The following is a 23770-nucleotide window of genomic DNA, read 5'->3' on the forward strand; positions in this document are numbered from 1 at the left end:
GCACCAGGCTCAGGTCCCACGGACCGCACGAGAGGATCCACCCATGGCCGACCCCGCCCGCGCCCGCAAGCTCGCCGACCGCATCAAGGTGATCGTCGCGGAGACGCTCGAGCAGCGCATCAAGGACCCGCGCGTCGGCTTCCTCACCATCACCGACTCGCGGGTCACCGGCGACCTCCATGACGCGACGGTCTACTACACCGTCTACGGGTCCGACGAGGAGAAGGCCGGCACCGCCGCCGCGCTCGAGAGCGCCAAGGGCGTGCTGCGCAGCGAGATCGGCAAGCAGACCGGCGTGCGGTTCACCCCCACGCTCACCTTCGTCGCCGACGCCGTGCCCGAGAACGCCGCCGCGATCGAGGACCTCCTCGCCGTCGCGGCCGCAGCCGACGCCGAGGTGCACGAGAAGGCCGCCGCCGCGCAGTACGCGGGCGAGGCCGACCCCTACAAGAAGCCGCGCGACCTCGAGGACGACGACGCAGGGGACGCAGAGGACGCAGAGGTCGACGAGGACGACGACGAGGACGACGAGGCCGGTGACGAGCTCGAGGACGACCTCGACGACCTCGACGGGCTCGAGGACGACCTCGACGACCTCGAGGAGCTCATCGAGGACGAGGAGCGCCAGGCGTGAGCTGGAGCGCGGCACCGACGGAGACCGACTGGCAGCGCGCGATCGACGCGCTCACCTCGGGCGGCCCCGTCCTGCTGCTCGCGCACGTCTCGCCCGACGCGGACGCGCTCGGATCGGCGCTCGCGGCCGGCCTCGCCCTCGACTCGCGCGGCGTCGACGTCGTCGTGTCGTTCGGCGACGACCCGTTCGTGGTGCCGCGCGTCCTGCGCACCCTGCCCGGCCAGCACCTGCTCAGAGCGCCCGCCGAGGTGGGGGAGCGGCCGGTCGTGGCGTCGTTCGACGTCTCCTCGATCGAGCGCCTCGGCGTGCTGCAGGCGGCGGCCGAGGCGGCCGAGACCCTCGTGGTGGTCGACCACCACGCGTCGTACACCGGTTTCGGCGGCATCCACCTCGTGGACGTGAAGGCGCCCGCCACCGCGGTGCTCGCGCTCGAGATGGTCGACCGGCTCGGCGTCGAGGTCGGCATCGACATCGCCACCGACGTCTACTCCGGCATCGTCACCGACACCGGGTCGTTCAAGTACTCCGCCACCACCGCCGACACCCACCGCACCGCGGCGCGGCTGCTCGAGACCGGTCTGCCGCACGACGTCGTGGCCCGCCACATCTACGACGACGAGCCGTTCGGCGTGCTCAAGGTGCTCGGCGGCGCGCTGGACCGCGCGACCCTCGAGCCCGGCGCCATCGGCGGCCTCGGCCTCGTGCACACCTGCGTGAGCAAGGCCGTGCGCGACGAGCACGGGCTGCCCCTCGACGCCGTCGAGCGCGTGATCGACGTCCTGCGGATCGCGACCGAGGCCGAGGTCGCCCTCGTCCTCAAGCAGGACGACACCGGCGCGTGGCGCGCGTCGATGCGCAGCAAGGGCAAGGTCGACGTCTCGCAGGTGGCGCTCGGGCTCGGCGGCGGCGGCCACCGGTTCGCGGCGGGCTTCACGGGCGGCGCCGACCACCAGCAGGTGCTCGACGACGTCCGCGCAGCTCTCGACGCGGTCGCCCGCCAGGAGCTGTGAGATGGGGCGTGGCGACACACCGCGCACGCGCACGGCTCCGGACGGCATCGTCGTGGTGGACAAGCCCGCCGGGATGACCAGCCACGACGTCGTCGCCCGGGTCCGCCGCCTCGCCGGCACCCGCAAGGTCGGCCACGCGGGCACCCTCGACCCCATGGCCACGGGCGTGCTGATCCTCGGGATCGAGCGCGCCACGAGGCTTCTCGGGCACCTCGCGCTCACCGACAAGGCGTACGACGCCACGATCCGCCTCGGTGTCTCGACCGTCACCGACGACGCCGAGGGCGAGGAGACCGCCCGCACCGACGCCTCAGCCATCCGCGACGACGCGATCGCCGCAGGTGTCGCCGCCCTCACGGGGCCGATCGAGCAGCGGCCGTCCGCGGTCAGCGCGATCAAGGTCGACGGAGTGCGCAGCTATGCGCGGGTGCGCTCGGGCGAGGACGTCGAGCTGGCGGCCCGCCCGGTGACGGTGTCCCGCTTCGTCGTCCTGGAGACGCGCCGCGGCGACGGCGTGGTGGACCTCGACGTCACGGTGGTCTGCACGAGCGGCACCTACGTCCGCGCGCTCGCACGCGACCTCGGCGCATCGCTGGGCGTCGGCGGCCACCTCACGATGCTGCGGCGCACGCGCGTCGGTCCGTTCGGCCTCGACGCCGCCCGCACGCTCGAGCAGCTCGAGGAGTCGTTCGACCTCGTGCCGCTCGGCGACGCGGTCGGTGCGTCGTTCCCGCGCGCCGACGTCGACGAGGCAACCGCTGCGACGGTGCTGCACGGCGGGCGCATCGCCTGTGCCGACGGCCTCGCGGGCCCGGTCGGCGTCTTCGGCCCGGACGGCGCCGTGCTGTCGGTCGCCGAGCCCGTCGACGGGCTGCTCAAGCCGCTCGTCGTCTTCAGCTGAGCGATCCGGCCGTTCTGGCCCCGCGCTGGCCTCGCCAGGCTGATCCTGGGCTCACCAGCGAGGAGGTCACCATGGACCGAGAGGGCGCGAGCGCGGTCGTCCACCTGCCCGGCGCCGGCCGCCGCATCGACATGGGCGCGTTCGGCATGACGGTGAAGGCGGACGCCGAGCTCACGGGCGGCGCATTCAGCCTCCTGGAGGCGACCGAGCCCGCGGGCTTCGGTCCGCCGATGCACGTTCACGAGGACGCCGGCGAGGCCTTCTACGTGCTCGAGGGGGAGTACCACGTCCTCATCGAGGACGAGGAGCACACGTGCCCTGCAGGCTCGTTCGTCTACGTGCCCGCGGGCATGGTGCACGGCTTCCGCGTGGGGCCCGTGCCGAGCCGCAAGCTGAACATCTACAGCCCGTCGGCGATGGTCGGGTACTTCGACGAACTCGCGGGCGCCGTTGCCGGAGGCATCGTGCTCGACGACGACGGGCTGGGCGCGATGGCGCTGCGGTACGGCATGCATGTGCTCGGGCCCGTACCCGAGGGCTACGCGTGAGAGGTGCCGCCGGTCATCCGACGCCGAGCGGTCCAGCCGTCGGTCGCGCCCGGTGTCGGTCGCGCCGCGGCTCCGGTTCATGAGGCGTGCGGCCGTGCTGGCAAGGTAGCCCCGTGCAGATCTGGCGCTCGCTCGACGAGGTCCCGGCCGACCAGCCGCCCTCGGTCGTCGCCATAGGGGTGTTCGACGGCGTGCACTACGGCCACCGCGTCGTGGTCGGCAAGGCCGTCGCGCACGGCCGCGCCCTCGGTGCGCCGGTGGTCGTCATCACCTTCGATCCGCACCCCGACGAGGTGCTGCGCCCCGGCACGCACCCGGGCCTGCTCTCCACCATCGAGCAGCGCTGCGAGCTGCTCGGCCTGATCGGTGCCGACGCCGTGTGCGTGGTGCCGTTCACCCGCGACCTCGCGTCGATGACGCCGGAGGAGTTCGTCGACCACGTCTTGGTCGAGCGCTTCCACGCCAGCGCGGTCACGGTGGGGGAGAACTTCCGCTTCGGACGTCGCGCCTCGGGCGACACCGAGACGCTGTCCGAGCTCGGCGTCGACCGCGGCTTCGTCGTCGATGCGGAGCCCCTGGTCTCCGGCGAGGGCGGTGTCTGGTCCTCGACGTACATCCGCGGCCTCATCCGCGCGGGCGACGTCGCGTCGGCGGCGTACTCCCTGGGCCGCCCGCACCGGCTCGAGGGCGCCGTGGTGCACGGCGACAAGCGCGGGCGCGAGCTCGGCTATCCCACGGCCAACGTCGCGACCACCCCGCACGCGGCCGTCCCCGCGGACGGCGTCTACGCGGCCTGGCTGGTGCTCGACCCGTACGGCGACGCCCCGCGCTACCCCGCGGCGGTCAGCGTCGGCACCAATCCGACCTTCGACGGCGTCGAGCGGCGGGTGGAGGCGTACGTGCTCGACGTCGACGACTTCGACGTCTACGGCCGGCACGTGGCCCTCGACTTCGTCGAGCGCATCCGCGGCCAGGTGAAGTTCGACGGCATCGAGCCCCTCATGGCCCAGATGGCCGCGGACGTCGACGCCACGCGCCTCGTGCTGGGCGACGGCAACGGTGGCTGAGAGCCCCGAGGTCCGTGCCACCGAGAGGTGGTTCATCCGGCAGGGCCTCCCGCTGTTCGTCGAGGAGTACTCCGCCGGCCGCGACGTCTGGACGCGCGCGGTCCCGGCGCTGGTGGCGCTGTTCGTGCTCAGCGTCGTCACGACCATCGGAGGCGCCCGCACCCTCGGCGGGGGCCTGGCCCTGGCCGGCGGGGTGGCTGTCGCGCTGGGCGGCTACGTCCTGCTCAACCGGCGGGCGGGCCGCCCGGCGCTCGCGCTGCCCCAGCACCTGGGCCTGGGCTGGGTCGGCGCGTTCGTCCTCGTCCCCTCCCTGCTCACCCTCCTCGCCGAGCGCGACCTCGCGCTGTTCCTCAGCAGCCTCGTCGGCGGCGTCCTCCTCCTCGGCCTCGTGTACGTCGTGACGCGGTACGCCCTCGTCGCACAGGTGTCGTGGGCGCTGCGCTGGACCTTCCGCCGGCTCTCGAGCGTGACGCGGCTCATCACCCGCGTGCTCCCGCTGATGCTGCTGTTCATCACGTTCCTGTTCATCAACACCGAGGTGTGGCAGGTCGCGGGCACGATGAACGCGGCGGTGCTGTGGGGGAGCCTCGCCGTCTTCGCCGCCGTCGGGGTGCTGTTCATCGTCGGCCGCAGCCGCGAGGAGTTCGGCGGCATCGAGGTGAGCACCGACCGCGACGAGGTGCTCGTGCTCACCCAGGGCACGCCGATCGCCGACGTGGCCCCCGGGCTGGACGACCTCGAGGTGCCGGTGGCCATCCGGCGGAGCCAGCGGGCCAACCTCGTCGCCGTGATGGTCACGGCCCAAGCCGTCCAGGTGGCCCTCGTCGGCATCGTGGTCTGGGCGTTCTTCGTGCTCTTCGGCTCGGTCGCGATCAGCATCCCCGTGCAGGAGGCGTGGCTCGGGTCCCTGGCCCCGATCGAGAATCTCGTGCCGCTGTGGGACGGTCACGGCGTCACCCGCCAGCTGCTGCGCGTCGCGACGTTCCTGGGGGGCTTCGCCGCCTTCTACGCCACGGTCTACGCCGCCAACGACGGCGTCTACCGGGAGAACTTCGTGGCCCGGATCAGCTCGACCGTGGAGCGGGCGGTGGCGGTCCGCCGGGCCTACGTCGCCCTCCGCCGTCGCGAGGGACTGCCTGTCGACGTCCCGGTCGAGCGGCACACGCACCCCGTGGGCCACCACGACGAGCTCGACGACTGAGGTGGCACCGGCCCTGACCTGCGGTTTCGCCGTCCAGGGCCGTTTTGGGCCCTCAGCCCGGCGCTGGTAGCCTGACCTCTGACGACCGCGGGGTGGGCGCCCTGCGGATCGCGACTCTCCAGTGTCTGCGCGCCCGCGCGGACCGTGACGCGCCCACGAGGAAATCTGCATGTCGCTCGACACCGCGACCAAGAACGCCATCATCGCCGAGTACGCAACCACTCCTGGTGACACCGGCTCCCCCGAGGTCCAGATCGCGCTGCTCACGCGTCGCATCAACGACCTCACCGAGCACCTGAAGATGCACAAGCACGACCACCACAGCCGCCGCGGTCTGCTGCTGCTCGTGGGTCAGCGTCGTCGCCTTCTCCAGTACCTCACCAAGAAGGACATCAACCGCTACCGCGCGATCATCGAGCGCCTCGGCATCCGCCGCTAGCACCCACGAAGGGCAGCGACTCCACCCGCGAGTCGCTGCCCTTCGGCTCACCCGCACTCCGGTAGAACCGTGAGTGCACGCACGACCCACAACTGAACACGCGCCGCTGAAGACCAGCGCGCGACACCAGGGAAGATCGTGGGGCGACCGCCCCGGAGAAGCCCACAGTCGTCGGTCCTCGGTAGTGGCATCCGGGCACGTCGCCCCCCGCGCAGGAGCGGGAGCGGCTGGCAGCCCGGGCGCTTCGATCGAAGACCGGCCTCCTGCCGACTGCAGGCCTGCTCCAAGCGCTCGCCCCTCGACGTCCCACGACGTACGAGGAGGGCACCCGTGGAGGGTCCCGAGATCCACACGTCCGAAGCTGTCATCGACAACGGCAGCTTCGGCACCCGCACCATCCGCTTCGAGGTGGGCCGTCTGGCCCAGCAGGCCGCCGGCTCCGCCGTCGCCTACCTCGACGACGACACGATGCTCCTGTCGGCGACGACCGCCGGCAAGCACCCCAAGGAGCAGTTCGACTTCTTCCCGCTCACGATCGACGTCGAGGAGCGGATGTACGCAGCGGGTCGCATCCCCGGCTCGTTCTTCCGCCGCGAGGGCCGGCCGTCCGAGGACGCGATCCTCACCTGCCGCCTGATCGACCGCCCGCTGCGCCCCTCGTTCGTCAAGGGCCTGCGCAACGAGATCCAGGTCGTCATCACGGTGATGTCGCTCAACCCCGACCACCTGTACGACGTCGTCGCGATCAACGCCGCGTCCATGTCCACCCAGATCGCCGGCCTGCCCTTCAGCGGCCCGATCGGCGCCACCCGCGTCGCCCTCATCAAGGGCCAGTGGGTCGCCTTCCCGTCGCACAGCCAGCTCGAGGAGGCCGTGTTCGACATGGTCGTCGCGGGCCGCATCGTCGGCGACGACGTCGCGATCATGATGGTCGAGGCCGAGGCCACGTCCAACACGATCGAGCTCGTCAAGGGCGGCGCCGCCGCGCCGACCGAGGAGGTCGTGGCCGAGGGCCTCGAGGCCGCCAAGAAGTTCATCAGGATCCTGTGCGACGCGCAGAGCGAGCTCGCGGCCAAGTCCACCAAGGAGACCCGCGAGTTCAACCTCTACCCGGAGTACCAGGACGACGCCTTCGCGGCCGTCGAGGGTGCTGTCTCCACCGAGCTCGCCGCCGCTCTCACGATCGCCGGCAAGCAGGAGCGCGAGTCCGAGCTCGACCGCGTGAAGGAGCTCGCGTCCGAGCGCCTCGCCGGCCAGTTCGAGGGTCGCGAGAAGGAGATCGGCGCCGCGCTGCGCTCGCTCACCAAGAAGCTCGTGCGCAAGCGGGTGCTCACCGAGAAGGTGCGCATCGACGGCCGTGGCCTCACGGACATCCGCACGCTGTCGGCCGAGGTCGACATCATCCCGCGCGCGCACGGCTCGGCGCTGTTCGAGCGCGGCGAGACCCAGATCCTGGGTGTCACCACGCTGAACATGCTCCGCATGGAGCAGCAGCTCGACACGCTCTCGCCCGAGACGCGCAAGCGCTACATGCACAACTACAACTTCCCGCCCTACTCGACCGGTGAGACCGGCCGCGTGGGCTCGCCCAAGCGTCGCGAGATCGGCCACGGTGCTCTTGCCGAGCGCGCCCTCGTCCCGGTGCTGCCGACCAAGGACGAGTTCCCCTACGCGATCCGTCAGGTGTCCGAGGCCCTCGGCTCCAACGGCTCGACCTCGATGGGCTCGGTCTGCGCCTCGACCATGTCGCTGCTCAACGCCGGTGTGCCCCTCAAGGCCCCCGTCGCCGGCATCGCCATGGGCCTCATCTCCGACGAGGTCGACGGCAAGACCGAGTACGTCACCCTCACCGACATCCTCGGTGCGGAGGACGCCTTCGGCGACATGGACTTCAAGGTCGCCGGCACCAAGGAGTTCGTGACGGCCCTGCAGCTCGACACCAAGCTCGACGGCATCCCCGCCTCGGTGCTCGGTGGCGCGCTCACCCAGGCCCGCGACGCCCGTCTGGCGATCCTCGAGGTCATGCTCGAGGCGATCGACGTGCCGGACGAGATGTCGCCGTTCGCGCCGCGGATCATCTCGATCCAGATCCCGGTCGACAAGATCGGCGAGGTCATCGGGCCGAAGGGCAAGATGATCAACCAGATCCAGGACGAGACCGGCGCCGAGATCACGATCCAGGACGACGGCACGATCTACATCGGTGCGACCGACGGCCCCAAGGCCGAGGCCGCGCGGGCGCTGATCAACGCCATCGCCAACCCGCACATGCCCGAGATCGGCGAGCGCTACCTGGGCACCGTGGTCAAGACCACGACGTTCGGCGCGTTCATCTCGCTCATGCCGGGCAAGGACGGCCTGCTGCACATCTCCAAGCTCCGCGGGCTCGCCGGCGGCAAGCGCGTGGACAACGTCGACGACGTCGTCTCGATCGGGCAGAAGGTGCTCGTCGAGATCTCCGAGATCGACGCCCGCGGCAAGCTGTCGCTGTCGCCGGTCGAGGATGGCTCGGACGCTGCTCCGACCGCCGAGGCCGACACCGAAGACGTCGTCAGCACTGAGGCCTGATCGTCTCGATGGCACCGTCTCGCACGAACGCAGAGGGCACGCGGCACAGCCGCGTGCCCTCTGCGCGTGACCAGCGCCCGGGCTCCACCCGCCAGCTGCTGCTCGAGGACGGCGCCCGCGTGCGCCGCACCGTGCTGCCGGGCGGGCTCCGCGTGGTCACCGAGCACGTCCCGGGCGTCCGCTCCGCGGCGTTCGGCATCTGGGTCGGCGTCGGCTCGCGCGACGAGACCCCGGCCCAGGCAGGGGCCGCGCACTACCTCGAGCACCTGCTGTTCAAGGGCACCCGGCGCCGGTCGGCGCTGGACATCTCCGCCGCGATCGACGCGGTCGGTGGCGAGATGAACGCCTTCACCAGCAAGGAGTACACCTGCTTCTACGCGCGGGTGCTCGACCAGGACCTCCCGCTCGCGGTCGACGTCATCTCCGACATCGTCACCTCGGCGCTCCTGCGAGCGCACGATGTCGACTCCGAGCGCGACGTGATCCTCGAAGAGATCGCGATGCGCGACGACGACCCCGGCGACCTCGTGCACGAGGAGTTCGCGGACGCGATGTACGGCAAGACCCCGCTCGGCCGGCCGATCCTCGGCACCGTCGAGACGATCGAGTCGATCACCCCGCGCGCCATCCGCGCCTTCTACTCCGGCAAGTACCGCCCCGAGAACATGGTCGTGGCGGCCGCCGGCAAGGTCGACCACACCACCGTCGTCCGCCTGGTGCGCAAGGCCTTCGGCGACGCCGGGCTCCTCGACGGCGACGCGCTGCCGGTGCTCCCGCGCACGGGCTCGTTCCGCACTCGCGGCGCCGGCGACGTCCGCGTGCTCACCAAGGCGACCGAGCAGGCCAACGTCGTGCTCGGCGTCCCCGGCTTCGCGCGCGACGACGACCGCCGCTTCGCGGTGGGCGTCCTCAACTCCGCGCTCGGCGGCGGCATGAGCAGCCGGCTGTTCCAGGAGATCCGCGAGAAGCGGGGCCTGGCCTACTCGGTGTTCTCGTTCGCCTCCCACTACGCCGACACCGGCATGTTCGGCGTGTACGCCGGGTGCATGCCGAAGAAGATCGACGACGTCCTGGCCATCTGCCGCGACGAGCTCGTGAAGGTGGCGGCCACCGGCCTCACCGCCGAGGAGCTCGAGCGCGGCAAGGGCCAGGTCCGCGGGGGCCTCGTGCTCGGTCTCGAGGACACCGGCTCGCGGATGTCGCGCATCGGCAAGGCCGAGCTGCTCGCCGGCGACCTGTGGTCGACCGCCGAGGTGCTCGCGGCCGTCGAGGCGGTCACGGTGGAGGACGTCCAGGCCGTCGCCGCCACGCTGCTCGAGGTGAGCCCCACGCTCGCCGTCATCGGTCCGTTCGACCCCGACCGCGACTTCACGTCCGCGGTCGCCTGAGAGGAGCGGTCATGACGACGCGCGTCGGTGTCATCGGTTCCCTCGGCCGGGTGGGCTCGACCATCTGCGCAGCCGTCCAGGCCGCACCCGACCTCGAGCTCGTCGCGACGGTCGACAAGGACGACAGCCTCGAGTCCCTGGTCGAGGCGGGCTGCGAGGTCGTCGTCGACTTCACCCACCCCGACGTCGTCATGCGCGACGTCGAGTTCCTCGTGCGCAACGGCATCCACGCCGTGGTCGGCACCACCGGCTGGTCGGACGACCGTCTCGCGCAGGTGCGCTCCTGGCTGGAGGCCTCGCCGTCCACCGGCGTGCTCGTGGCCCCCAACTTCGCGCTCGGTGCTGTGCTGATGATGCGCTTCGCCGCCCAGGCCGCCCGCTTCTACGAGTCGGTCGAGATCGTCGAGCTCCACCACCCGCGCAAGGTCGACGCCCCCTCGGGCACCGCGGCGGCCACCGCGCGCCTCATCGCGGAGTCGCGTGCCGCCGCCGGGCTCGGCCCGATGCCCGACGCCACCGAGCAGAGCCTCGACGGCGCCCGCGGCAGCACGGTCGACGGGATCCCGGTGCACTCGGTGCGGCTGCGCGGCCTGGTGTCGAGCCAGGAGGTGCTCCTCGGCGACACGGGGGAGACCCTCACCATCCGGCACGACAGCACCGACGTCTCGTCGTTCGCGCCCGGCGTGCTCCTCGCAGTCCGCGGCATCGCCGCGCGCCCCGGCCTCACGGTCGGCCTCGACCCGTTCCTCGGCCTCTCCTGACCCGCGATCAGGCCCTCGGCCTTCCCCGGTGATCGGGGCGCCCGCCCCGTCCGTGCGTCAGGATGGCGCCATGACCGCGACGACGACGGACCCTGCGGCGGCTGCGGCCGACGAGCCCTACGTGACGCGCACCGACTCCGGCGGCGTGGCCACCCTCACGCTCAACCGCGGGGCTCGGTTCAACCCGCTCTCGCGCGCCATGCTCGAGGCCCTCGACGCCGCCCTCGCCACGATCGGCGACGAGCCGTCCGTCCGCGCCGTCGTCCTCGAGGGCTCCGGCCGCGGCTTCAGCGCCGGGCACGACCTGGGCGAGATGCGCAGCCACGTGGGCGACGACGACTGGCAGCAGGAGCTCTTCGATGCGTGCAGCGTCGTCATGCTGCGCCTCACGCAGATCCCGCAGCCCGTCATCGCCAAGGTCGACGGCATCGCGACCGCGGCCGGCTGCCAGCTCGTCTCGATGTGCGACCTCGCGGTGGCGAGCGAGGGCTCGCGCTTCGGCCTGCCCGGCGTCAACATCGGCGTCTTCTGCTCCACCCCGGCCGTCGGCGTCGCCCGCAACGTCGGACGCAAGCGCGCGATGGAGCTGCTGCTCACGGGCGAGATGGTCGACGCCGCAACGGCTCTCGACTGGGGCCTGCTGAACGCCGTGGTCCCCGCCGACCAGCTCGACGCCGCGGTCGCGCGGTTCACCGACGTCATCACCAGCCGCAGCGCAGCCGTGATCGCCAACGGCAAGCGCACCTTCTGGGCGCAGATCGACCAGCCGCTCGCCTCGGCGTACGAGACCGCCGGCCGCGCGATGGTCGCCGACCTCGCCGGTGAGGATGCGGCGGAGGGCATCGACGCCTTCCTGCAGAAGCGCCGCCCCGTCTGGCGCGGCTGAGGCTCAGGCCGCGCGGCCCTGCTGCCACCAGCGCTCGACGGCGAGCGCGGCCTGGTCGAACGCCTCCGAGCGCAGGAAGAAGTCGGGGGAGTGGGTCGTGATGGTCGTCGCGATCTCGTCGCCGTCGCGCATCACCACCACCATGCGCTCGCCGTCCGCGCGCGGCCCGAGCCCGAGCACGCGCACGCGCTCGACCACGCGGCGCACGTCGACGACGTCCACCCAGTCGCACTCGTACGCCGACCGCACCCGGTTCTGCTTGAGCGATCGGTCGTTGGCGTACACGCCCACCGACAGGATCCGAGCCGTGAGCAGGTAGAGCACCATCAGCGGCAGCGCCGCCACCGCGAGCACGGTGAGCTTGGCCGGGAACGTGCGGGCGACCGTCACGGCCAGGACCACGGCGAGCGACGCCCAGGCGGTCGTGAAGGCCAGCACCACCACCAGCGCCGTACGCCACGGCCCGGGCCGGTGCAGCCGGATGTACGCCGACTGCACGTAGTCGCCGTCGACCGGGCGGTGGCGGTCGGGGTCGCGGTCGAAGACCCGGAAGAGGGGCTTCGGCCTGCGCGGGTCGTCGGTCACGGCTCCATCATCACCCGAGGTCGGCCGTGCGGCCTACGCCGCGAGGCCGAGCGCCCGGAGCGCTGCGGCCGTTCCAGCGGCGACGAGCACGACGACGAGGAACGGGGCCCGAAGGAGAAGGGCCACGGCTGCGGCGGCGAGCCCCGCGAAGCGGGCGTCGAGCACGAGCGTCTGCCCGGCGGCGAAGGTCTGCACCGCGACGAGCGCCGTGAGCAGCGCGATCGGCAGGTAGTCGGACACCGACAGCACCAGGGGCTTGTCGAGGAAGCTGTGCGGCACCGAGTGCCCGGCGAGCTTCAGCGCGTACGCGAGCAGCGACCCCAGGATCACCGCCCACCAGATGGGGGTCATGCCGCCTCCGCCTGACGCTCGAGCTTCTCGCGCACGGCCGACACGCCGGCCACCACCGCGACGACGGCGGTGAGCAGCACGGGCACGCCCGGCTGCAGGAACGGCGTGAGCGCGAGCGCGACTGCCGCGGACACCACCGCGACCCCGATCGAGCGCCGGTCGACCAGCCGCGGCCAGACGAGGGCGAGCAGCCCGGCCCCGATTGCGGCGTCGAGGCCGTACGTGCGCGGGTCGCCGATGAACCCGGCGCCGAACGAGCCGGCCAGCGTGGCGAGGTTCCAGAGCACGAACACCGACAGCCCGGTCGCCCAGAACGCCAGGCGTTCGGCGCGCAGCGTCTCGCCCGGCCCGGACCGGCCGATCGCCATCGCGGTCGACTCGTCGATCGTGAGCTGGGCCGCGACGAGGCGACGCCGGCCGCGCACGTCGAGCACGGGCGCCATCGACAGCCCGTAGAACGCGTTGCGCACACCGAGCAGCGTGCTCGTGGCCACCGCCGACGACACGCCGCCGCCGGCGGCGAGCACGCCGACGAGCGCGAACTGCGACCCGCCCGTGAACATCACCACCGACAGGATCTGCGCCTGCAGCACCGAGAGCCCGCCGCCCACCGCGAAGGCTCCGAACGAGATGCCGTACGCCGCCGTCGCGAACCCCACGCCGATCGCGTTGACCACGATCGCGCGCCGCTCGCGCGGCCACTCGGGAACGAGTGCGGCCCTCACGGCCGGACCTGGTCCACCGGGGTCACTGCGGCTCCGGCGGGATGCCGTCGTCCACCGGGCCGACGTGGTCCACGAGCCACTCGACCAGGGGCGTCATCGCGCGCCACAGCCCTCGCACCTTGGTGAGCGCGGTGCGCGTGCCCGCCCAGGCCGGGATGCCGAGCTGCTTCTCGACCGTGACCGAGCGGTGCCGCAGCAGGTCGAGGTGCGGGTGGTCCTCGGGGACTCCTCGGGGCCGCGTCTTCATGACGTCGCCGCCGAGCTCGAGGCCGCCCCTCTTCGCCGCCGCGAGCGCCTGCTGGAGGCTGGCGACGTTGGGGGAGTCGACCGCATCGCGCCAACGCTGGAGCTGCTTGCCCTCGCCGCTGTACCAGCCGCCCGCCACGAACAGGCCGTTGCGGGAGACCTGGACGTACCAGCCCATGCCGTCCTCGGCGCCCACGAAGCCGCCCTGGTGGTCCTTGAACGGCGTCTTGTCCTTGCTGAACCTCACGTCGCGGTACGGCCGGAAGAGCGACGCCGTGCCGAACTCGTCCTCGAGCTCGGCGAGCAGCGCGGCCAGCGGCTCCTTCACGAACGCGTCGTACTCGTGCTTGTGCGCCGTCCACCACGTCTTGGTGTTGTCGGCCGACAGGCCCTCGTAGAACTCGAACGCCTCGGCCGGGATGCCGGTGAATCGGTTCGTCACGTGAGGGACCCTAGTCAGCGAGCGTCGCGCCGAGACGCACCTGGCGCAGAGAGGCAGTGCCGGGGCCGGAGTCCATCGTGCGGCTGCCGCCGTCGTCGGCGAAGCCCGCCGACTCCAGGAACCGCAGGCGGACGCGGTCCTTGTCGCCGGACCACGTGATCGCCTCGGTGTACCCGTGGCGACGCAGGTGGTCGATCGATGCCGCCAGCAGGCGCGACCCGTGCCCGGCACGCGTGTGGTCGGGGTCGACGACGAGGTCGACGATCTCGCCGACCGTCCCGGCCGTGGCACCCGAGCCGCCGGCCGGGGCGGCCACGGCGTACCCGACGATCGCCGCGCCCTCGGTAGCGACGAGCACCGCGTGCCGAGGCGTGGGCGGAGCGGTGATCGAGCGCTTCCAGTCGTCGGCGACCGCGAGGGGCGAGAGCTGGTCCAGTGCCTGCTTGGGGAGCACGTCGGCGTACTGCCGGCGCCAGGCCGCGAGCATGACCGCGCCGACCGAGAGCGCGTCCTCGGCGCGGGCGGGGCGTACCGAGACGTCGGCTGCTGGGGTCTGATCCGTCATGGGGACATCCTCGTGGGTACGGTGCAGGTGTGCGTGTGGTGGTGGTCGGAGCCGGTGCCTGGGGCCTCCCTGCCGCCGCCGAGCTCGCGCGCCGCGGCCACCAGGTCGTGCTCCTCGACCGCCACGGCGCCGCCGGTCAGCTGGGGTCGTCGTCCGGGCCGACCCGGCTGTGGCGGCTCTCGCACCCCGACCGGCTGCGCGTGCGGCTGGCGCAGCGCTCGGTGCAGGCCTGGGAGCGGCTCGAGCAGGACAGCGGCATCACCGCCATCCTGCGGCGCGGCCTGCTCTGGCGCGACGACGTCAGCGTGCCGCTGGTCGCGGACGCGCTCGCCGCCGAGGGCGTGCCGCACACCGTCGTGGAGCCCGGCGACGTCGCCTCGTTCTTCCCCGGCCTGCGCGCCGACGGACGGCACGCCGTGTGGCAGGAGACCGCCGGGCCCGTGCTGGCCCGTGCCGCGCTCGACGCCCAGGCAGGCCTGTTCGCGATGGCGGGCGGCCGCATCGTCGTGGGCCCGGTGGTCCGCGAGGTCGACACCTCGGGCGACGACGTCGTGCTGCGGTACGCCGACCACCGCGAGATCCGCGCCGACCGCGTCGTGCTGGCGCCGGGCGCTGGCGCCGGACGCCTCCTGGAGGCGCTCGGCATCGACGTCGCGATGAGCCCCGTCCTCGAGCAGGTGTGCCACGTCGGTCACCCCGGGGCCACCGACGACCTCCCGTGCCTGTACGACGGCCCGCTCGGGGACGAGCCGGGCATGTACGCCATGCCGACGCCCGGACGCGGCTACAAGCTCGGCATCGACCAGCCGCTGCGCGCCTGGCGCGAGGACGACATCGACCGGGTGCCGAGCCCCGAGGTGTCGGCGCACATCTCCGAGCGCGTGCGCCGCAACTTCGCCGTCCTCGACCCCACGGTGCTCGACGCCCAGGTGTGCACCTGGACCGACTCGCCGGACGGCCGCTTCGTGATCGACGTCGTCCGCGACGGCCGCGTCGTGATCGCGTGCGGCGACTCGGGCGAGGGGTTCAAGTTCTCCGCGCTCATGGGCCTCGTGCTCGCCGACCTCGCCGAGGGCAGCGACGCCGATCAAGACGTCGCCGCGTTCTCGCTCGCCCGGTTCGCCGACGGGTCCGGCGCCGCGTCCCCCGACGGGCACGTGCTCGGCCGCTAGGCCGCGGGGCGCTCGACCGACTCGGCGATGCGCTCGGCCTGGACGAGCCGCAGGTCCGGGTCGAGGTCCCGCGCGTCGAGGTGCGGCGCCCCGGCGGACCCCGGCACGGCCGGGTCGTCGAGATGGCGCAGCACCGGCAGGAACGCCGTCGCCACGGACACGACGAGCAGCAGCGACGTCATGAGCAGGAAGACCGGCTGCGGCCCCCAGGCCTCGATCAGCGGCCCGGCCACCAGGTAGCCGAGCGGCCCGGCCGCGTACGCCGCTGAGCCCATGACGCCGACGACCCGGCCGCGCATGGCCTCTGGCGTGCGGTTCTGCATCGCGAGGTTGGTGATCGGGTTGATGGCGCCGAAGAAGATGCCTGTGAGCACGCTGAGGGCGAGCATCACGCCGTACGACGGCAGGAACGCCATGCCCAGCACGGGGATCGAGGTGAGGATCAGGCTCGCGACGAACGCGGGGCGACGGCGGAAGCGGTGCCCGAGCGCCGCATAGCCGAGCGCGCCGATCACGCCGCCGGTGCTCATCGCCGTGATGAGGAGGCCGAGCTTGGCGGGCTGGTCCATCTCGTTGAAGATGACCGGCAGGACGACACCCTCGATCGGGAGCCAGACGCCGACGAGCAGCGAGGTCAGGATCGCCATGCTGCGCAGCACGCGGTCGCGCCAGAGGAACCGCAGCCCCTCGCGGGTCGAGGTCCAGAGGCCCTGCGGCCGGTGCGCCATCGCGGGTCGACCGCCGCCGGGCATGCGCGTGGTCGCCATCGCGAGGGCGCTGACGGCGAAGACGCCTGCGGTGACCCAGAAGGTCGTCGTGGTGCCGATGAGGCCGATGAGGACGCCGCCGATGCCGGGGCCGAGGAGGTAGGCGAAGCCGTACGCGCTCTCGTGGATCCCGTTGGCCCGGGCCAGAGGGACGCGGGCCCGTCGGGCGGCCTCGGGCAGCATCGTCTCGCGCGCCGTGAGGCCGGCCGGGTCGAAGACGGCGCCGAGGGCCGCGACCGCGAGCAGGACGCCGAAGTCGAGGCCCACCGTGACGGCGAGGATCGGGACGAGGGCGACGCTCGTGAGCGAGAGGAGGTCGGCCACCACCGAGACCGCTCGGCGGCCGACCATGTCGACGATCGTGCCGGCGAACAGCATCGACACGAGCAGCGGCAGCGCGGTGACGGCCGCGACGACGGCCGTGAGGCTCGCGTCGCCGGTGGTCTCGAGGACCAGCCACGGGAACGCGACCATCGAGATGCCGTTGGCGGTGCCGGACAGCACCGTGGTCGTCTCGAGGACGACGAACGGCCGCCACGAGCGTCGCAGGGTGGCGGGACGGAGCAGGTCGGGAGCGGACGGGGTGGAGGGGTGCATGGGTATCAGGGCTGTGTCGGGGGCGTGATGCCCGAGAGGGTGAGGGTGAGGACGTGACGGGTCGCCGTGGCAGGGGCCACGCGGCCGTCCCGGACGCCGTTCCAGACGCCGAGCAGGATCCCCGTGAACGCCTCGACGACGACCTCCGCCGGAACGTCGCCGCGGATGTCGCCCTCGCGCTGGCCGCGCTCGACGAGCGAGTCGAGCGCGGACGACACCGAGAGCCAGGCGTCCTGGAGCTGGGGCAGGTCCCACACCTCGGGGCCGGTGTCGAGGAACGACAGCTCGTCGGCGAGGGGGAGCACCTCCTGCACCACGCGGGCGAGCACCTCGGTCGCGGGTCCGTCGTCGAGCCGGGCGGTGTCGAGGCCCGTCTGCAGCCGCGCGACGGCCTGCAGGGCGAGGGCGGTGAGCAGGTCGGCCCGGGTCGGGAAGATCCGGTGCACCGTGGTGCGCCCGACACCGGCGGCCGCGGCGATCTCGGCGAGCGAGGCCCCGGAGTCCGTGGCCAGGAGTGCGGCCGCGGCGCGCAGCACGACGTCCCGCACCGGCTCCGGGGCAGGGGAGGTCGCGGACGGTACGGAGCGCAGCGGACCAGACATGCGTCCAGTGGAACACAGATGTTCCACCAGAGCAACTTTGTTCCACCTGGAGGGTGCGCGATCCGCGGACGTGCCGGTCGTCGCTCCGCACCTCCGTCGGGCCGGCAGGCGGGCGCGGACGGTCGGGCGTGCCGGGGGGAGTCAGGTCGGGGGTGTTCGTTAGGTTCACCCCGTGAGCGACGCGACCCCAGAGATCACCTTCCGCAGCGACGTCACCGTCGAGCTGGTGAAGTCCTCGGCCTCGGACGCCGACGTGCTGTTCGCCGCCCGCGTCTCGACCAAGGGCGAGCAGTCCCTCGACGACGTCGACGCCGACGCGAGCCGCAGCCAGGGCCTCATCAACTACCTGATGAGAGATCGCCACGGAAGTCCTTTTGAACACACGTCGTTCACGTTCTTCGTCCGCGCACCGATCTTCATGTGGCGCGAGCACATGCGGCACCGCATCGCGTCGTACAACGAGGAGAGCGGGCGCTACCGCGAGCTCGAGCCCGTGTTCTACGTGCCCGCCCGCGAGCGCAACCTGGTGCAGGAGGGCAAGCCCGGCGCCTACGTCTTCGTGCCCGGCACCGAGGAGCAGTCGATCCTCGTCGAGGAGCAGGTCAAGGCCTCGTGCACCCAGGCCTACGCCGCCTACCAGGCGATGCTCGACGCCGGCGTCGCCCGCGAGGTTGCGCGGATCGTCCTGCCGGTGACCATCTACTCCAGCGCTTACGTCACGATGAACGCCCGCGCGCTGATGAACTTCCTGTCGCTGCGCACCAAGCGCGAGGGGTCGCACTTCCCGTCCTTCCCCCAGCGCGAGATCGAGATGGTCGCGGAGAAGTACGAGGCGGAGTTCGAGCGGCTCATGCCGCTGACCTACGCGGCCTTCCAGGCCAACGGGCGCGTGGCTCCGTAGGGCCCGGATCGCGATAGCCTCAGGGCCATGGCTTCCACGCCCTCCTCCACCCCGCAGCGCCCGTTCGGGCGGATGCTCACCGCGATGGTGACGCCGTTCACCCGCGACGGCGCCCTCGACACCGCGGCCGCAGCGCGCCTCGCGACCGAGCTCGTCGACGACCTCGGCAACGACGGCCTCGTCATCAGCGGCACCACCGGCGAGTCGCCCACCACCAGCGACGAGGAGAAGGACCGCCTCCTCCGCGCGGTGATCGAGGCCGTGGGCGACCGTGCCCACGTCATCGCGGGCGTCGGCACCAACGACACGCACCACACGATCGAGCTCGCGCGTGCGGCCGAGAAGGCCGGCGCCGCCGGTCTGCTCGTCGTCACGCCGTACTACAACAAGCCGCCGCAGGACTCGCTCTACGCGCACTTCACCGCCGTCGCCGACTCCACCGGGCTGCCGGTGATGCTCTACGACATCCCGGGCCGCACGGGCGTGGCGATCGCCACCGAGACGCTGCTGCGTCTCGCCGAGCACCCGCAGATCGTGGCCAACAAGGACGCCAAGGGCGACCTCTTCGGCGCGCAGCGGGTGATGTCGCGCTGCGAGCTCGTCTACTACTCCGGCGACGACGCGCTCAACCTGCCGCTGCTTTCCGTCGGCGCGGTGGGCGCGGTCAGCGTCACCGGCCACCTCGTCGCCGACCGCATCCTGGCGACGATCCTCGCGTACGAGTCCGGCGACGTCGCCCTCTCGCGCGAGCTGAACGACGAGCTCGTCCCGGTCACCGAGGCGATCATGACGCGAACCCAGGGAGTCATCGCCGTGAAGGCAGCACTTGAGCACCAGGCCCGTCCGGGCGGTGGCGCGCTCCGGCTGCCGCTGCTGCCGATGAGCACCAAGGACAGGGAGCGCCTCGTGCGCGAGCTGGCCGAGGGCGGCGTCGCCGGCTTCGAGTCGATCGCATGACCCACGCGCACCCCGAGCTCGGCACCCCGCCGCCGCTGCCGCCCAACGGGCTCCGCGTCGTCCCGCTCGGAGGGCTCGGCGATGTCGGCCGCAACATGACGGCCTTCGAGTACGCCGGTCGTCTGCTCATCATCGACTGCGGCGTGCTGTTCCCCGAGGACAGCCAGCCCGGCGTCGACCTGATCCTCCCGGACTTTGACTTCATCCGTGACCGGCTCGACGCCGTCGAGGCGATCGTGCTGACGCACGCGCACGAGGACCACATCGGCGCGGTGCCCTACCTGCTGCGCGAGCGCCAGGACATCCCGGTGTTCGGCTCGCGGCTCACGCTCGCCCTGCTCGAGGCCAAGCTGCGCGAGCACCGGATCAACGGCGTCACGATGGTGGTCGTCGAGGGCGAGACCCGGAAGGTCGGCCCGTTCGACCTCGAGTTCGTCGCCGTCAACCACTCCATCCCGGACGCGCTGGCGATCTTCGTCTCGACGCCGGCCGGCACGGTGCTGCACACCGGCGACTTCAAGATGGACCAGCTGCCCCTCGACGGCCGCATCACCGACCTCCGCGCGTTCGCGCGGCTGGGGGAGCGCGGCGTCGACCTGTTCCTCGTCGACTCCACCAACGCCGAGGTGCCCGGCTTCGTGGCGAGCGAGCGCGACATCGAGCCCGCGCTCGAGCGCACGTTCAACGCCGCCAAGGGGCGCATCGTGGTCGCGTCGTTCGCGAGCCACATCCACCGCATCCAGCAGATCATCGACATCGCGCTGCGGCACAACAGGAAGTTCGCGTTCTTCGGCAGGTCGATGGTGCGCAACATGGGGGTCGCGCGCGAGCTCGGCTACCTCACGTTCCCTGACGGCGCGCTGCTCACGCCCGAGCAGCTGTCGGAGCTGCCCGACGAGCAGGTCGTGCTGATCTGCACCGGGTCGCAGGGCGAGCCGATGGCGGCGCTCTCGCGCATCGCCAACAACAGCCACCAGATCAAGGTCGGCCCCGGCGACACCGTGGTGCTCGCCTCGTCGCTCATCCCCGGCAACGAGAACGCCGTCAGCCGCGTCATCAACGGCCTCACCCGCCTCGGCGCGAAGGTCGTGCACAAGGCCAACGCGATGGTGCACGTGAGCGGTCACGCCGCCGCCGGCGAGCTCCTCTACTGCTACAACATCGTGAAGCCGAAGAACGTCATGCCCGTGCACGGCGAGCCCCGGCACCTCAAGGCCAACGCCGAGCTCGCGCTGGCGACCGGCGTCCCCGCCGAGCGGATCATGCTCACCCTCGACGGCGGCGTGATCGACCTCGTCGACGGCCGCGCCACCGTCGTCGGCGCGGTGCCCTGCGGCTACGTGTACGTCGACGGCGCCAGCGTCGGCGACCTCACCGAGTCCTCGCTCAAGGACCGCCGCGTGCTGGGCGCCGAGGGCTTCATCACCTGCTTCGTCGTCGTCGACTCCGTCGAGGGCAAGGTCACGGCCGGCCCGGAGATCCACGCGCGCGGCTTCATCGAGGACGACGCGGCGTTCGACCCGGTCCTGCCCAAGATCAAGCAGGCGGTCGAGGATGCCCTCCGCGACGGCCTCGCCGACGAGTACGCCCTCGCCCAGGTCGTCCGGCGCACCCTCGGCCGCTGGGTCAACGACCAGCACCGCCGCAAGCCCATGATCCTGCCGGTCGTCGTCGAGGCCTGACCGAGCCGTTCGCGAAGGGGTGGGCCCGCCGGGCCCACCCCTTCCGCGTGCCGGGCGCTACGCACGGTGACTGTGAGGTCAAGGTTGACGGTGTGGCGTCCGGGACTCCTGTGACAGATGTGGGTAGCCTCGCTGCATGGCGACCCGTACGCCGGTGCCGCCGCGGACCTCGTCCGCGCGCGCTGGCTCTTCCCCCACGAGCCGCTCGAGCAAGGCCGCGCCCGCCTCGGGCAAGGCCTCCTCGACGCGTCAGCCCGCTGCCAAGGCGCGCCCTGCCGCGCGCCCGGCGGCCCGACCCGCGCCCGTCGGCCCCTCGCCGGTGTCCCGGTTCTTCACCGGGCTGACGCGGGCGTTCGCCCTGGTCTGGCTGGGCCTCGGGCACGTGGTCGGCGGCGCCGTGCGCGCGCTCGGCCGCGGCGCCAAGGACCTCGACCCGGCCCACCGGCGGGACGGCCTCGGCCTGCTGTTCATCGGCCTCGCGATCCTGGTCGCCTTCTCGGTCTGGTGGAACGTCACCACCGGCCTCGGCGGCATCGTGGGCACCCTGGTCTCCGGCGCCCTCGGCAGCCTCGACGTCGTGCTGCCGTTCCTGCTGCTCGGCCTCGCCTGGCGCGTGCTGCGCAAGCCAGACGAGAGCGCCGCCACCGGCCGGATCACCATCGGCTGGGGCGCGCTGGTCCTGGCCGCCTGCGGCCTCATGCACGTGATCAAGGGCACGCCCGTGCCTGCCGACGGTGCTGCGGCGATGCAGTCGGGCGGCGGCTGGATCGGCTGGCTCGCGAGCGCCCCCGTCGTCGCGGCCACGCACCCGGTCGTGGCCGGACTGCTCCTCATCCTGCTCGCCGCCTTCGGCGTCCTCGTCGTCACCGCCACCCCCATCGCCGCGGTCCCCGCTCGGGTCCTCGCCTTGCGCGACAGGCTCACGGGCACGGGCAAGGACGACGCGGAGGCTGCGGACGCCGAGCCCACGGCAAAGAAGAAGCGCCACCCCAAGGCGGACGACGCCGGGCTCGGCCTGCTCGCCGGCGATGTCGCGTTCGAGACGCCGCTGGTCGAGGACGCGCCCGCCAAGCGCCGCTTCCGCAAGTCCAAGGACGTGCTCGACGTTCTCGCCGCGCCCGAGGCCGAGGAGCACCACGTCGACCTCACGGCGCCGTTCGAGCACCAGGAGCCCGACGACGTCTCCACCGTCATCGTCGACCTCACCACCGGCGAGGTGCCGCCGGTCACCAAGAAGCCGGCGAAGCCCCTGCCGACGAACCCGTCGTCGATCGAGCAGATGCCGCTCTCGGGCGACGTCACCTACCACCTGCCGAGCGTCGACTCGCTCAAGCCGGGTGCGGTGCACAAGTCCACGAGCAAGGCCAGCGACGCCGTCGTGGGCTCGCTCTCGGAGGTGCTCGACCAGTTCGGCATCGACGCCACCGTCACGGGCTACTCGCGCGGCCCGACAGTCACCCGCTACGAGGTCGAGCTCGGGCCGGCGGTCAAGGTCGAGCGCGTCACCGCGCTCTCCAAGAACATCGCGTACGCCGTGGCCAGCGCCGACGTCCGCATCCTGTCGCCGATCCCCGGCAAGTCCGCGATCGGCATCGAGATCCCGAACACCGATCGCGAGATCGTCAGCCTGGGCGACGTGCTGCGCAGCAAGACCGCCACGGGCGACCACCACCCGATGGTCGTCGGCCTCGGCAAGGATGTCGAGGGCGGCTTCGTCTGCGCGAACCTCGCGAAGATGCCGCACATCCTCGTCGCCGGCGCCACCGGCGCCGGGAAGTCCGGCTGCATGAACACCTTGATCACCAGTGTGCTCATGCGATCCACGCCGGACGAGGTGCGGATGATCCTCGTCGACCCCAAGCGCGTCGAGCTGACGGCGTACGAGGGCGTGCCGCACCTCATCACGCCGATCATCACGAGCCCGAAGAAGGCCGCCGAGGCCCTGCAGTGGGTCGTGCGCGAGATGGACCTGCGCTACGACGACCTCGCGCAGTTCGGCTTCCGCCACGTCGACGACTTCAACAAGGCGGTCCGCGCCGGCCAGGTGAAGCCGCTGCCCGGCAGCGAGCGCGTCATCGAGCCGTACCCGTACCTGCTCGTGATCGTCGACGAGCTCGCCGACCTCATGATGGTCGCCCCGCGCGACGTCGAGGACTCGATCGTCCGTATCACCCAGCTCGCGCGCGCGGCCGGCATCCACCTGGTGCTGGCCACCCAGCGCCCGAGCGTCGACGTCGTCACCGGCCTCATCAAGGCCAACGTGCCGAGCCGCCTGGCGTTCGCCACCTCGAGCCTCGCCGACAGCCGCGTCATCCTCGACCAGCCCGGCGCGGAGAAGCTCGTCGGCCAGGGCGACGCGCTGTTCCTGCCGATGGGCGCGAGCAAGCCCATCCGCCTGCAGGGCTCGTGGGTCACCGAGAACGAGATCCGCGCCGTCGTCGCGCACTGCAAGGCCCAGATGGCACCGGCGTACCGCGAGGTCACCATCACCGCTGCGGCCAAGAAGGAGGTCGACGAGGAGATCGGCGACGACCTCGAGCTGCTCCGTGCCGCCGTCGAGCTCGTGGTGACCACGCAGTTCGGATCGACGTCGATGCTGCAGCGCAAGCTGCGCGTCGGCTTCGCCAAGGCAGGCCGCCTCATGGACCTCATGGAGACCCGCGGCATCGTCGGCCCGAGCGAGGGCAGCAAGGCGCGCGACGTGCTCGTCGTGGCCGACGAGCTCGAGGACGTGCTCGCGACGCTGGGGGAGTGACCCGACTCACCTGAGCCCGT

At 72.1% G+C, this 23770-nt stretch carries 23 protein-coding genes; 16 read left to right on the forward strand and 7 right to left on the reverse strand.

Annotated features, from left to right (window positions below; genetic code table 11):
• Positions 1-43 precede the first annotated feature (43 nt).
• The 11 genes from rbfA (at position 44) to ACFQGU_RS08655 (ending at position 11403) form a co-directional block, all read left to right on the forward strand.
• On the forward strand, positions 44-634 hold the full coding sequence (gene rbfA / locus ACFQGU_RS08605; protein ID WP_386765685.1) for a 30S ribosome-binding factor RbfA: 591 nt from the start codon (positions 44-46) through the stop codon (positions 632-634).
• A complete protein-coding gene (locus ACFQGU_RS08610; protein ID WP_386765687.1) occupies positions 631-1644 on the forward strand; it encodes a DHH family phosphoesterase in 1014 nt (337 codons plus the stop codon). The genes rbfA and ACFQGU_RS08610 overlap by 4 nt, the downstream gene beginning before the upstream one ends.
• 1 nt (position 1645) lies before the next feature.
• Positions 1646-2545 (forward strand): tRNA pseudouridine(55) synthase TruB, encoded by a 900-nt coding sequence (truB, locus tag ACFQGU_RS08615; protein ID WP_386765689.1) that lies wholly within the window; start codon positions 1646-1648, stop codon positions 2543-2545.
• Positions 2546-2616: 71 nt separating this feature from the next.
• Positions 2617-3093 (forward strand): cupin domain-containing protein, encoded by a 477-nt coding sequence (locus ACFQGU_RS08620; protein WP_386765691.1) that lies wholly within the window; start codon positions 2617-2619, stop codon positions 3091-3093.
• A 113-nt stretch (positions 3094-3206) separates the two neighbouring features.
• Positions 3207-4160 (forward strand): bifunctional riboflavin kinase/FAD synthetase, encoded by a 954-nt coding sequence (locus ACFQGU_RS08625; RefSeq protein ID WP_386765693.1) that lies wholly within the window; start codon positions 3207-3209, stop codon positions 4158-4160.
• The gene (locus ACFQGU_RS08630) at positions 4153-5361 is read left to right on the forward strand and encodes a hypothetical protein (RefSeq protein ID WP_386765695.1); all 1209 of its coding nucleotides are present in this window, start codon (positions 4153-4155) and stop codon (positions 5359-5361) included. The genes ACFQGU_RS08625 and ACFQGU_RS08630 overlap by 8 nt, the downstream gene beginning before the upstream one ends.
• A gap of 169 nt (positions 5362-5530) precedes the next feature.
• Positions 5531-5800 (forward strand): 30S ribosomal protein S15, encoded by a 270-nt coding sequence (gene rpsO, locus ACFQGU_RS08635; RefSeq protein ID WP_386765697.1) that lies wholly within the window; start codon positions 5531-5533, stop codon positions 5798-5800.
• Between the two features lie 330 nt (positions 5801-6130).
• Positions 6131-8368, forward strand: coding sequence for a polyribonucleotide nucleotidyltransferase (locus ACFQGU_RS08640; RefSeq protein WP_386765699.1), 2238 nt, complete (start codon positions 6131-6133; stop codon positions 8366-8368).
• A gap of 8 nt (positions 8369-8376) precedes the next feature.
• A complete protein-coding gene (locus tag ACFQGU_RS08645) occupies positions 8377-9756 on the forward strand; it encodes a M16 family metallopeptidase (RefSeq protein WP_386765701.1) in 1380 nt (459 codons plus the stop codon).
• A gap of 11 nt (positions 9757-9767) precedes the next feature.
• On the forward strand, positions 9768-10517 hold the full coding sequence (gene dapB / locus ACFQGU_RS08650; protein WP_386765703.1) for a 4-hydroxy-tetrahydrodipicolinate reductase: 750 nt from the start codon (positions 9768-9770) through the stop codon (positions 10515-10517).
• 70 nt (positions 10518-10587) lie between these two features.
• Complete coding sequence (locus tag ACFQGU_RS08655; RefSeq protein WP_386765705.1) at positions 10588-11403, forward strand: enoyl-CoA hydratase; 816 nt, start codon at positions 10588-10590, stop codon at positions 11401-11403.
• 3 nt (positions 11404-11406) lie between these two features.
• On the opposite strand, the gene ACFQGU_RS08660 is transcribed toward ACFQGU_RS08655, so the two are convergent.
• From ACFQGU_RS08660 to ACFQGU_RS08680, 5 genes are read right to left on the reverse strand one after another with little or no spacing between them, the layout of a single operon-like run.
• Positions 11407-11988: a hypothetical protein gene (locus ACFQGU_RS08660; protein WP_386765707.1), complete on the reverse strand. Its 582-nt coding sequence runs from the start codon at positions 11986-11988 to the stop codon at positions 11407-11409.
• Positions 11989-12021: 33 nt separating this feature from the next.
• A complete protein-coding gene (locus ACFQGU_RS08665; RefSeq protein ID WP_386765709.1) occupies positions 12022-12339 on the reverse strand; it encodes an AzlD domain-containing protein in 318 nt (105 codons plus the stop codon).
• Entirely contained in the window at positions 12336-13064 is a 729-nt protein-coding gene (locus tag ACFQGU_RS08670; RefSeq protein ID WP_386765711.1) for an AzlC family ABC transporter permease, read from the reverse strand. Before ACFQGU_RS08670 ends, ACFQGU_RS08665 begins: the two co-directional genes overlap by 4 nt.
• Before the next feature lie 22 nt (positions 13065-13086).
• Positions 13087-13752 carry a DUF2461 domain-containing protein gene (locus tag ACFQGU_RS08675; protein ID WP_386765713.1) on the reverse strand — a complete coding sequence of 222 codons (666 nt, stop codon included), beginning with the start codon at positions 13750-13752 and terminating at the stop codon, positions 13087-13089.
• Between the two features lie 10 nt (positions 13753-13762).
• Complete coding sequence (locus ACFQGU_RS08680; RefSeq protein ID WP_386765715.1) at positions 13763-14317, reverse strand: GNAT family N-acetyltransferase; 555 nt, start codon at positions 14315-14317, stop codon at positions 13763-13765.
• Positions 14318-14346: 29 nt separating this feature from the next.
• Between ACFQGU_RS08680 and ACFQGU_RS08685 the strand changes: the two genes are divergently transcribed.
• Complete coding sequence (locus ACFQGU_RS08685) at positions 14347-15489, forward strand: NAD(P)/FAD-dependent oxidoreductase (protein ID WP_386765717.1); 1143 nt, start codon at positions 14347-14349, stop codon at positions 15487-15489.
• Here the strand turns inward: ACFQGU_RS08685 and ACFQGU_RS08690 are convergent.
• Positions 15486-16853 (reverse strand): MFS transporter, encoded by a 1368-nt coding sequence (locus ACFQGU_RS08690; protein WP_386765719.1) that lies wholly within the window; start codon positions 16851-16853, stop codon positions 15486-15488. The genes ACFQGU_RS08685 and ACFQGU_RS08690 overlap by 4 nt on opposite strands.
• A gap of 5 nt (positions 16854-16858) precedes the next feature.
• Positions 16859-17455: a TetR/AcrR family transcriptional regulator gene (locus ACFQGU_RS08695; RefSeq protein WP_386765721.1), complete on the reverse strand. Its 597-nt coding sequence runs from the start codon at positions 17453-17455 to the stop codon at positions 16859-16861.
• A 172-nt stretch (positions 17456-17627) separates the two neighbouring features.
• Between ACFQGU_RS08695 and thyX the strand changes: the two genes are divergently transcribed.
• The 4 genes from thyX (at position 17628) to ACFQGU_RS08715 (ending at position 23750) form a co-directional block, all read left to right on the forward strand.
• On the forward strand, positions 17628-18356 hold the full coding sequence (gene thyX, locus ACFQGU_RS08700; protein ID WP_386765723.1) for an FAD-dependent thymidylate synthase: 729 nt from the start codon (positions 17628-17630) through the stop codon (positions 18354-18356).
• A gap of 27 nt (positions 18357-18383) precedes the next feature.
• The gene (dapA, locus tag ACFQGU_RS08705; protein WP_386765725.1) at positions 18384-19313 is read left to right on the forward strand and encodes a 4-hydroxy-tetrahydrodipicolinate synthase; all 930 of its coding nucleotides are present in this window, start codon (positions 18384-18386) and stop codon (positions 19311-19313) included.
• A complete protein-coding gene (locus tag ACFQGU_RS08710) occupies positions 19310-20995 on the forward strand; it encodes a ribonuclease J (RefSeq protein ID WP_386765727.1) in 1686 nt (561 codons plus the stop codon). The genes dapA and ACFQGU_RS08710 overlap by 4 nt, the downstream gene beginning before the upstream one ends.
• Before the next feature lie 136 nt (positions 20996-21131).
• A complete protein-coding gene (locus tag ACFQGU_RS08715) occupies positions 21132-23750 on the forward strand; it encodes an FtsK/SpoIIIE family DNA translocase (protein ID WP_386765729.1) in 2619 nt (872 codons plus the stop codon).
• The last annotated feature ends 20 nt before the right edge of the window (positions 23751-23770 follow it).

The sequence above is a fragment of the Longivirga aurantiaca genome, assembly GCF_042660085.1.
Taxonomy (GTDB): Bacteria; Actinomycetota; Actinomycetes; order S36-B12; family CAIYMF01; genus Longivirga; species Longivirga aurantiaca.

What these genes read in the sequence shown, in the direction of transcription:
- rbfA (WP_386765685.1), top strand. Translation starts at nt 44, where the DNA reads ATGGCCGACCCCGCCCGCGCCCGCAAGCTCGCCGACCGCATCAAGGTG.
- truB (WP_386765689.1), top strand. Translation starts at nt 1,646, where the DNA reads ATGGGGCGTGGCGACACACCGCGCACGCGCACGGCTCCGGACGGCATC.
- ACFQGU_RS08620 (WP_386765691.1), top strand. Translation starts at nt 2,617, where the DNA reads ATGGACCGAGAGGGCGCGAGCGCGGTCGTCCACCTGCCCGGCGCCGGC.
- rpsO (WP_386765697.1), top strand. Translation starts at nt 5,531, where the DNA reads ATGTCGCTCGACACCGCGACCAAGAACGCCATCATCGCCGAGTACGCA.
- ACFQGU_RS08645 (WP_386765701.1), top strand. Translation starts at nt 8,377, where the DNA reads ATGGCACCGTCTCGCACGAACGCAGAGGGCACGCGGCACAGCCGCGTG.
- dapB (WP_386765703.1), top strand. Translation starts at nt 9,768, where the DNA reads ATGACGACGCGCGTCGGTGTCATCGGTTCCCTCGGCCGGGTGGGCTCG.
- ACFQGU_RS08655 (WP_386765705.1), top strand. Translation starts at nt 10,588, where the DNA reads ATGACCGCGACGACGACGGACCCTGCGGCGGCTGCGGCCGACGAGCCC.
- ACFQGU_RS08665 (WP_386765709.1), bottom strand. Translation starts at nt 12,339, where the DNA reads ATGACCCCCATCTGGTGGGCGGTGATCCTGGGGTCGCTGCTCGCGTAC.
- ACFQGU_RS08680 (WP_386765715.1), bottom strand. Translation starts at nt 14,317, where the DNA reads ATGACGGATCAGACCCCAGCAGCCGACGTCTCGGTACGCCCCGCCCGC.
- ACFQGU_RS08690 (WP_386765719.1), bottom strand. Translation starts at nt 16,853, where the DNA reads ATGCACCCCTCCACCCCGTCCGCTCCCGACCTGCTCCGTCCCGCCACC.
- ACFQGU_RS08695 (WP_386765721.1), bottom strand. Translation starts at nt 17,455, where the DNA reads ATGTCTGGTCCGCTGCGCTCCGTACCGTCCGCGACCTCCCCTGCCCCG.
- dapA (WP_386765725.1), top strand. Translation starts at nt 18,384, where the DNA reads ATGGCTTCCACGCCCTCCTCCACCCCGCAGCGCCCGTTCGGGCGGATG.
- ACFQGU_RS08710 (WP_386765727.1), top strand. Translation starts at nt 19,310, where the DNA reads ATGACCCACGCGCACCCCGAGCTCGGCACCCCGCCGCCGCTGCCGCCC.
- ACFQGU_RS08715 (WP_386765729.1), top strand. Translation starts at nt 21,132, where the DNA reads ATGGCGACCCGTACGCCGGTGCCGCCGCGGACCTCGTCCGCGCGCGCT.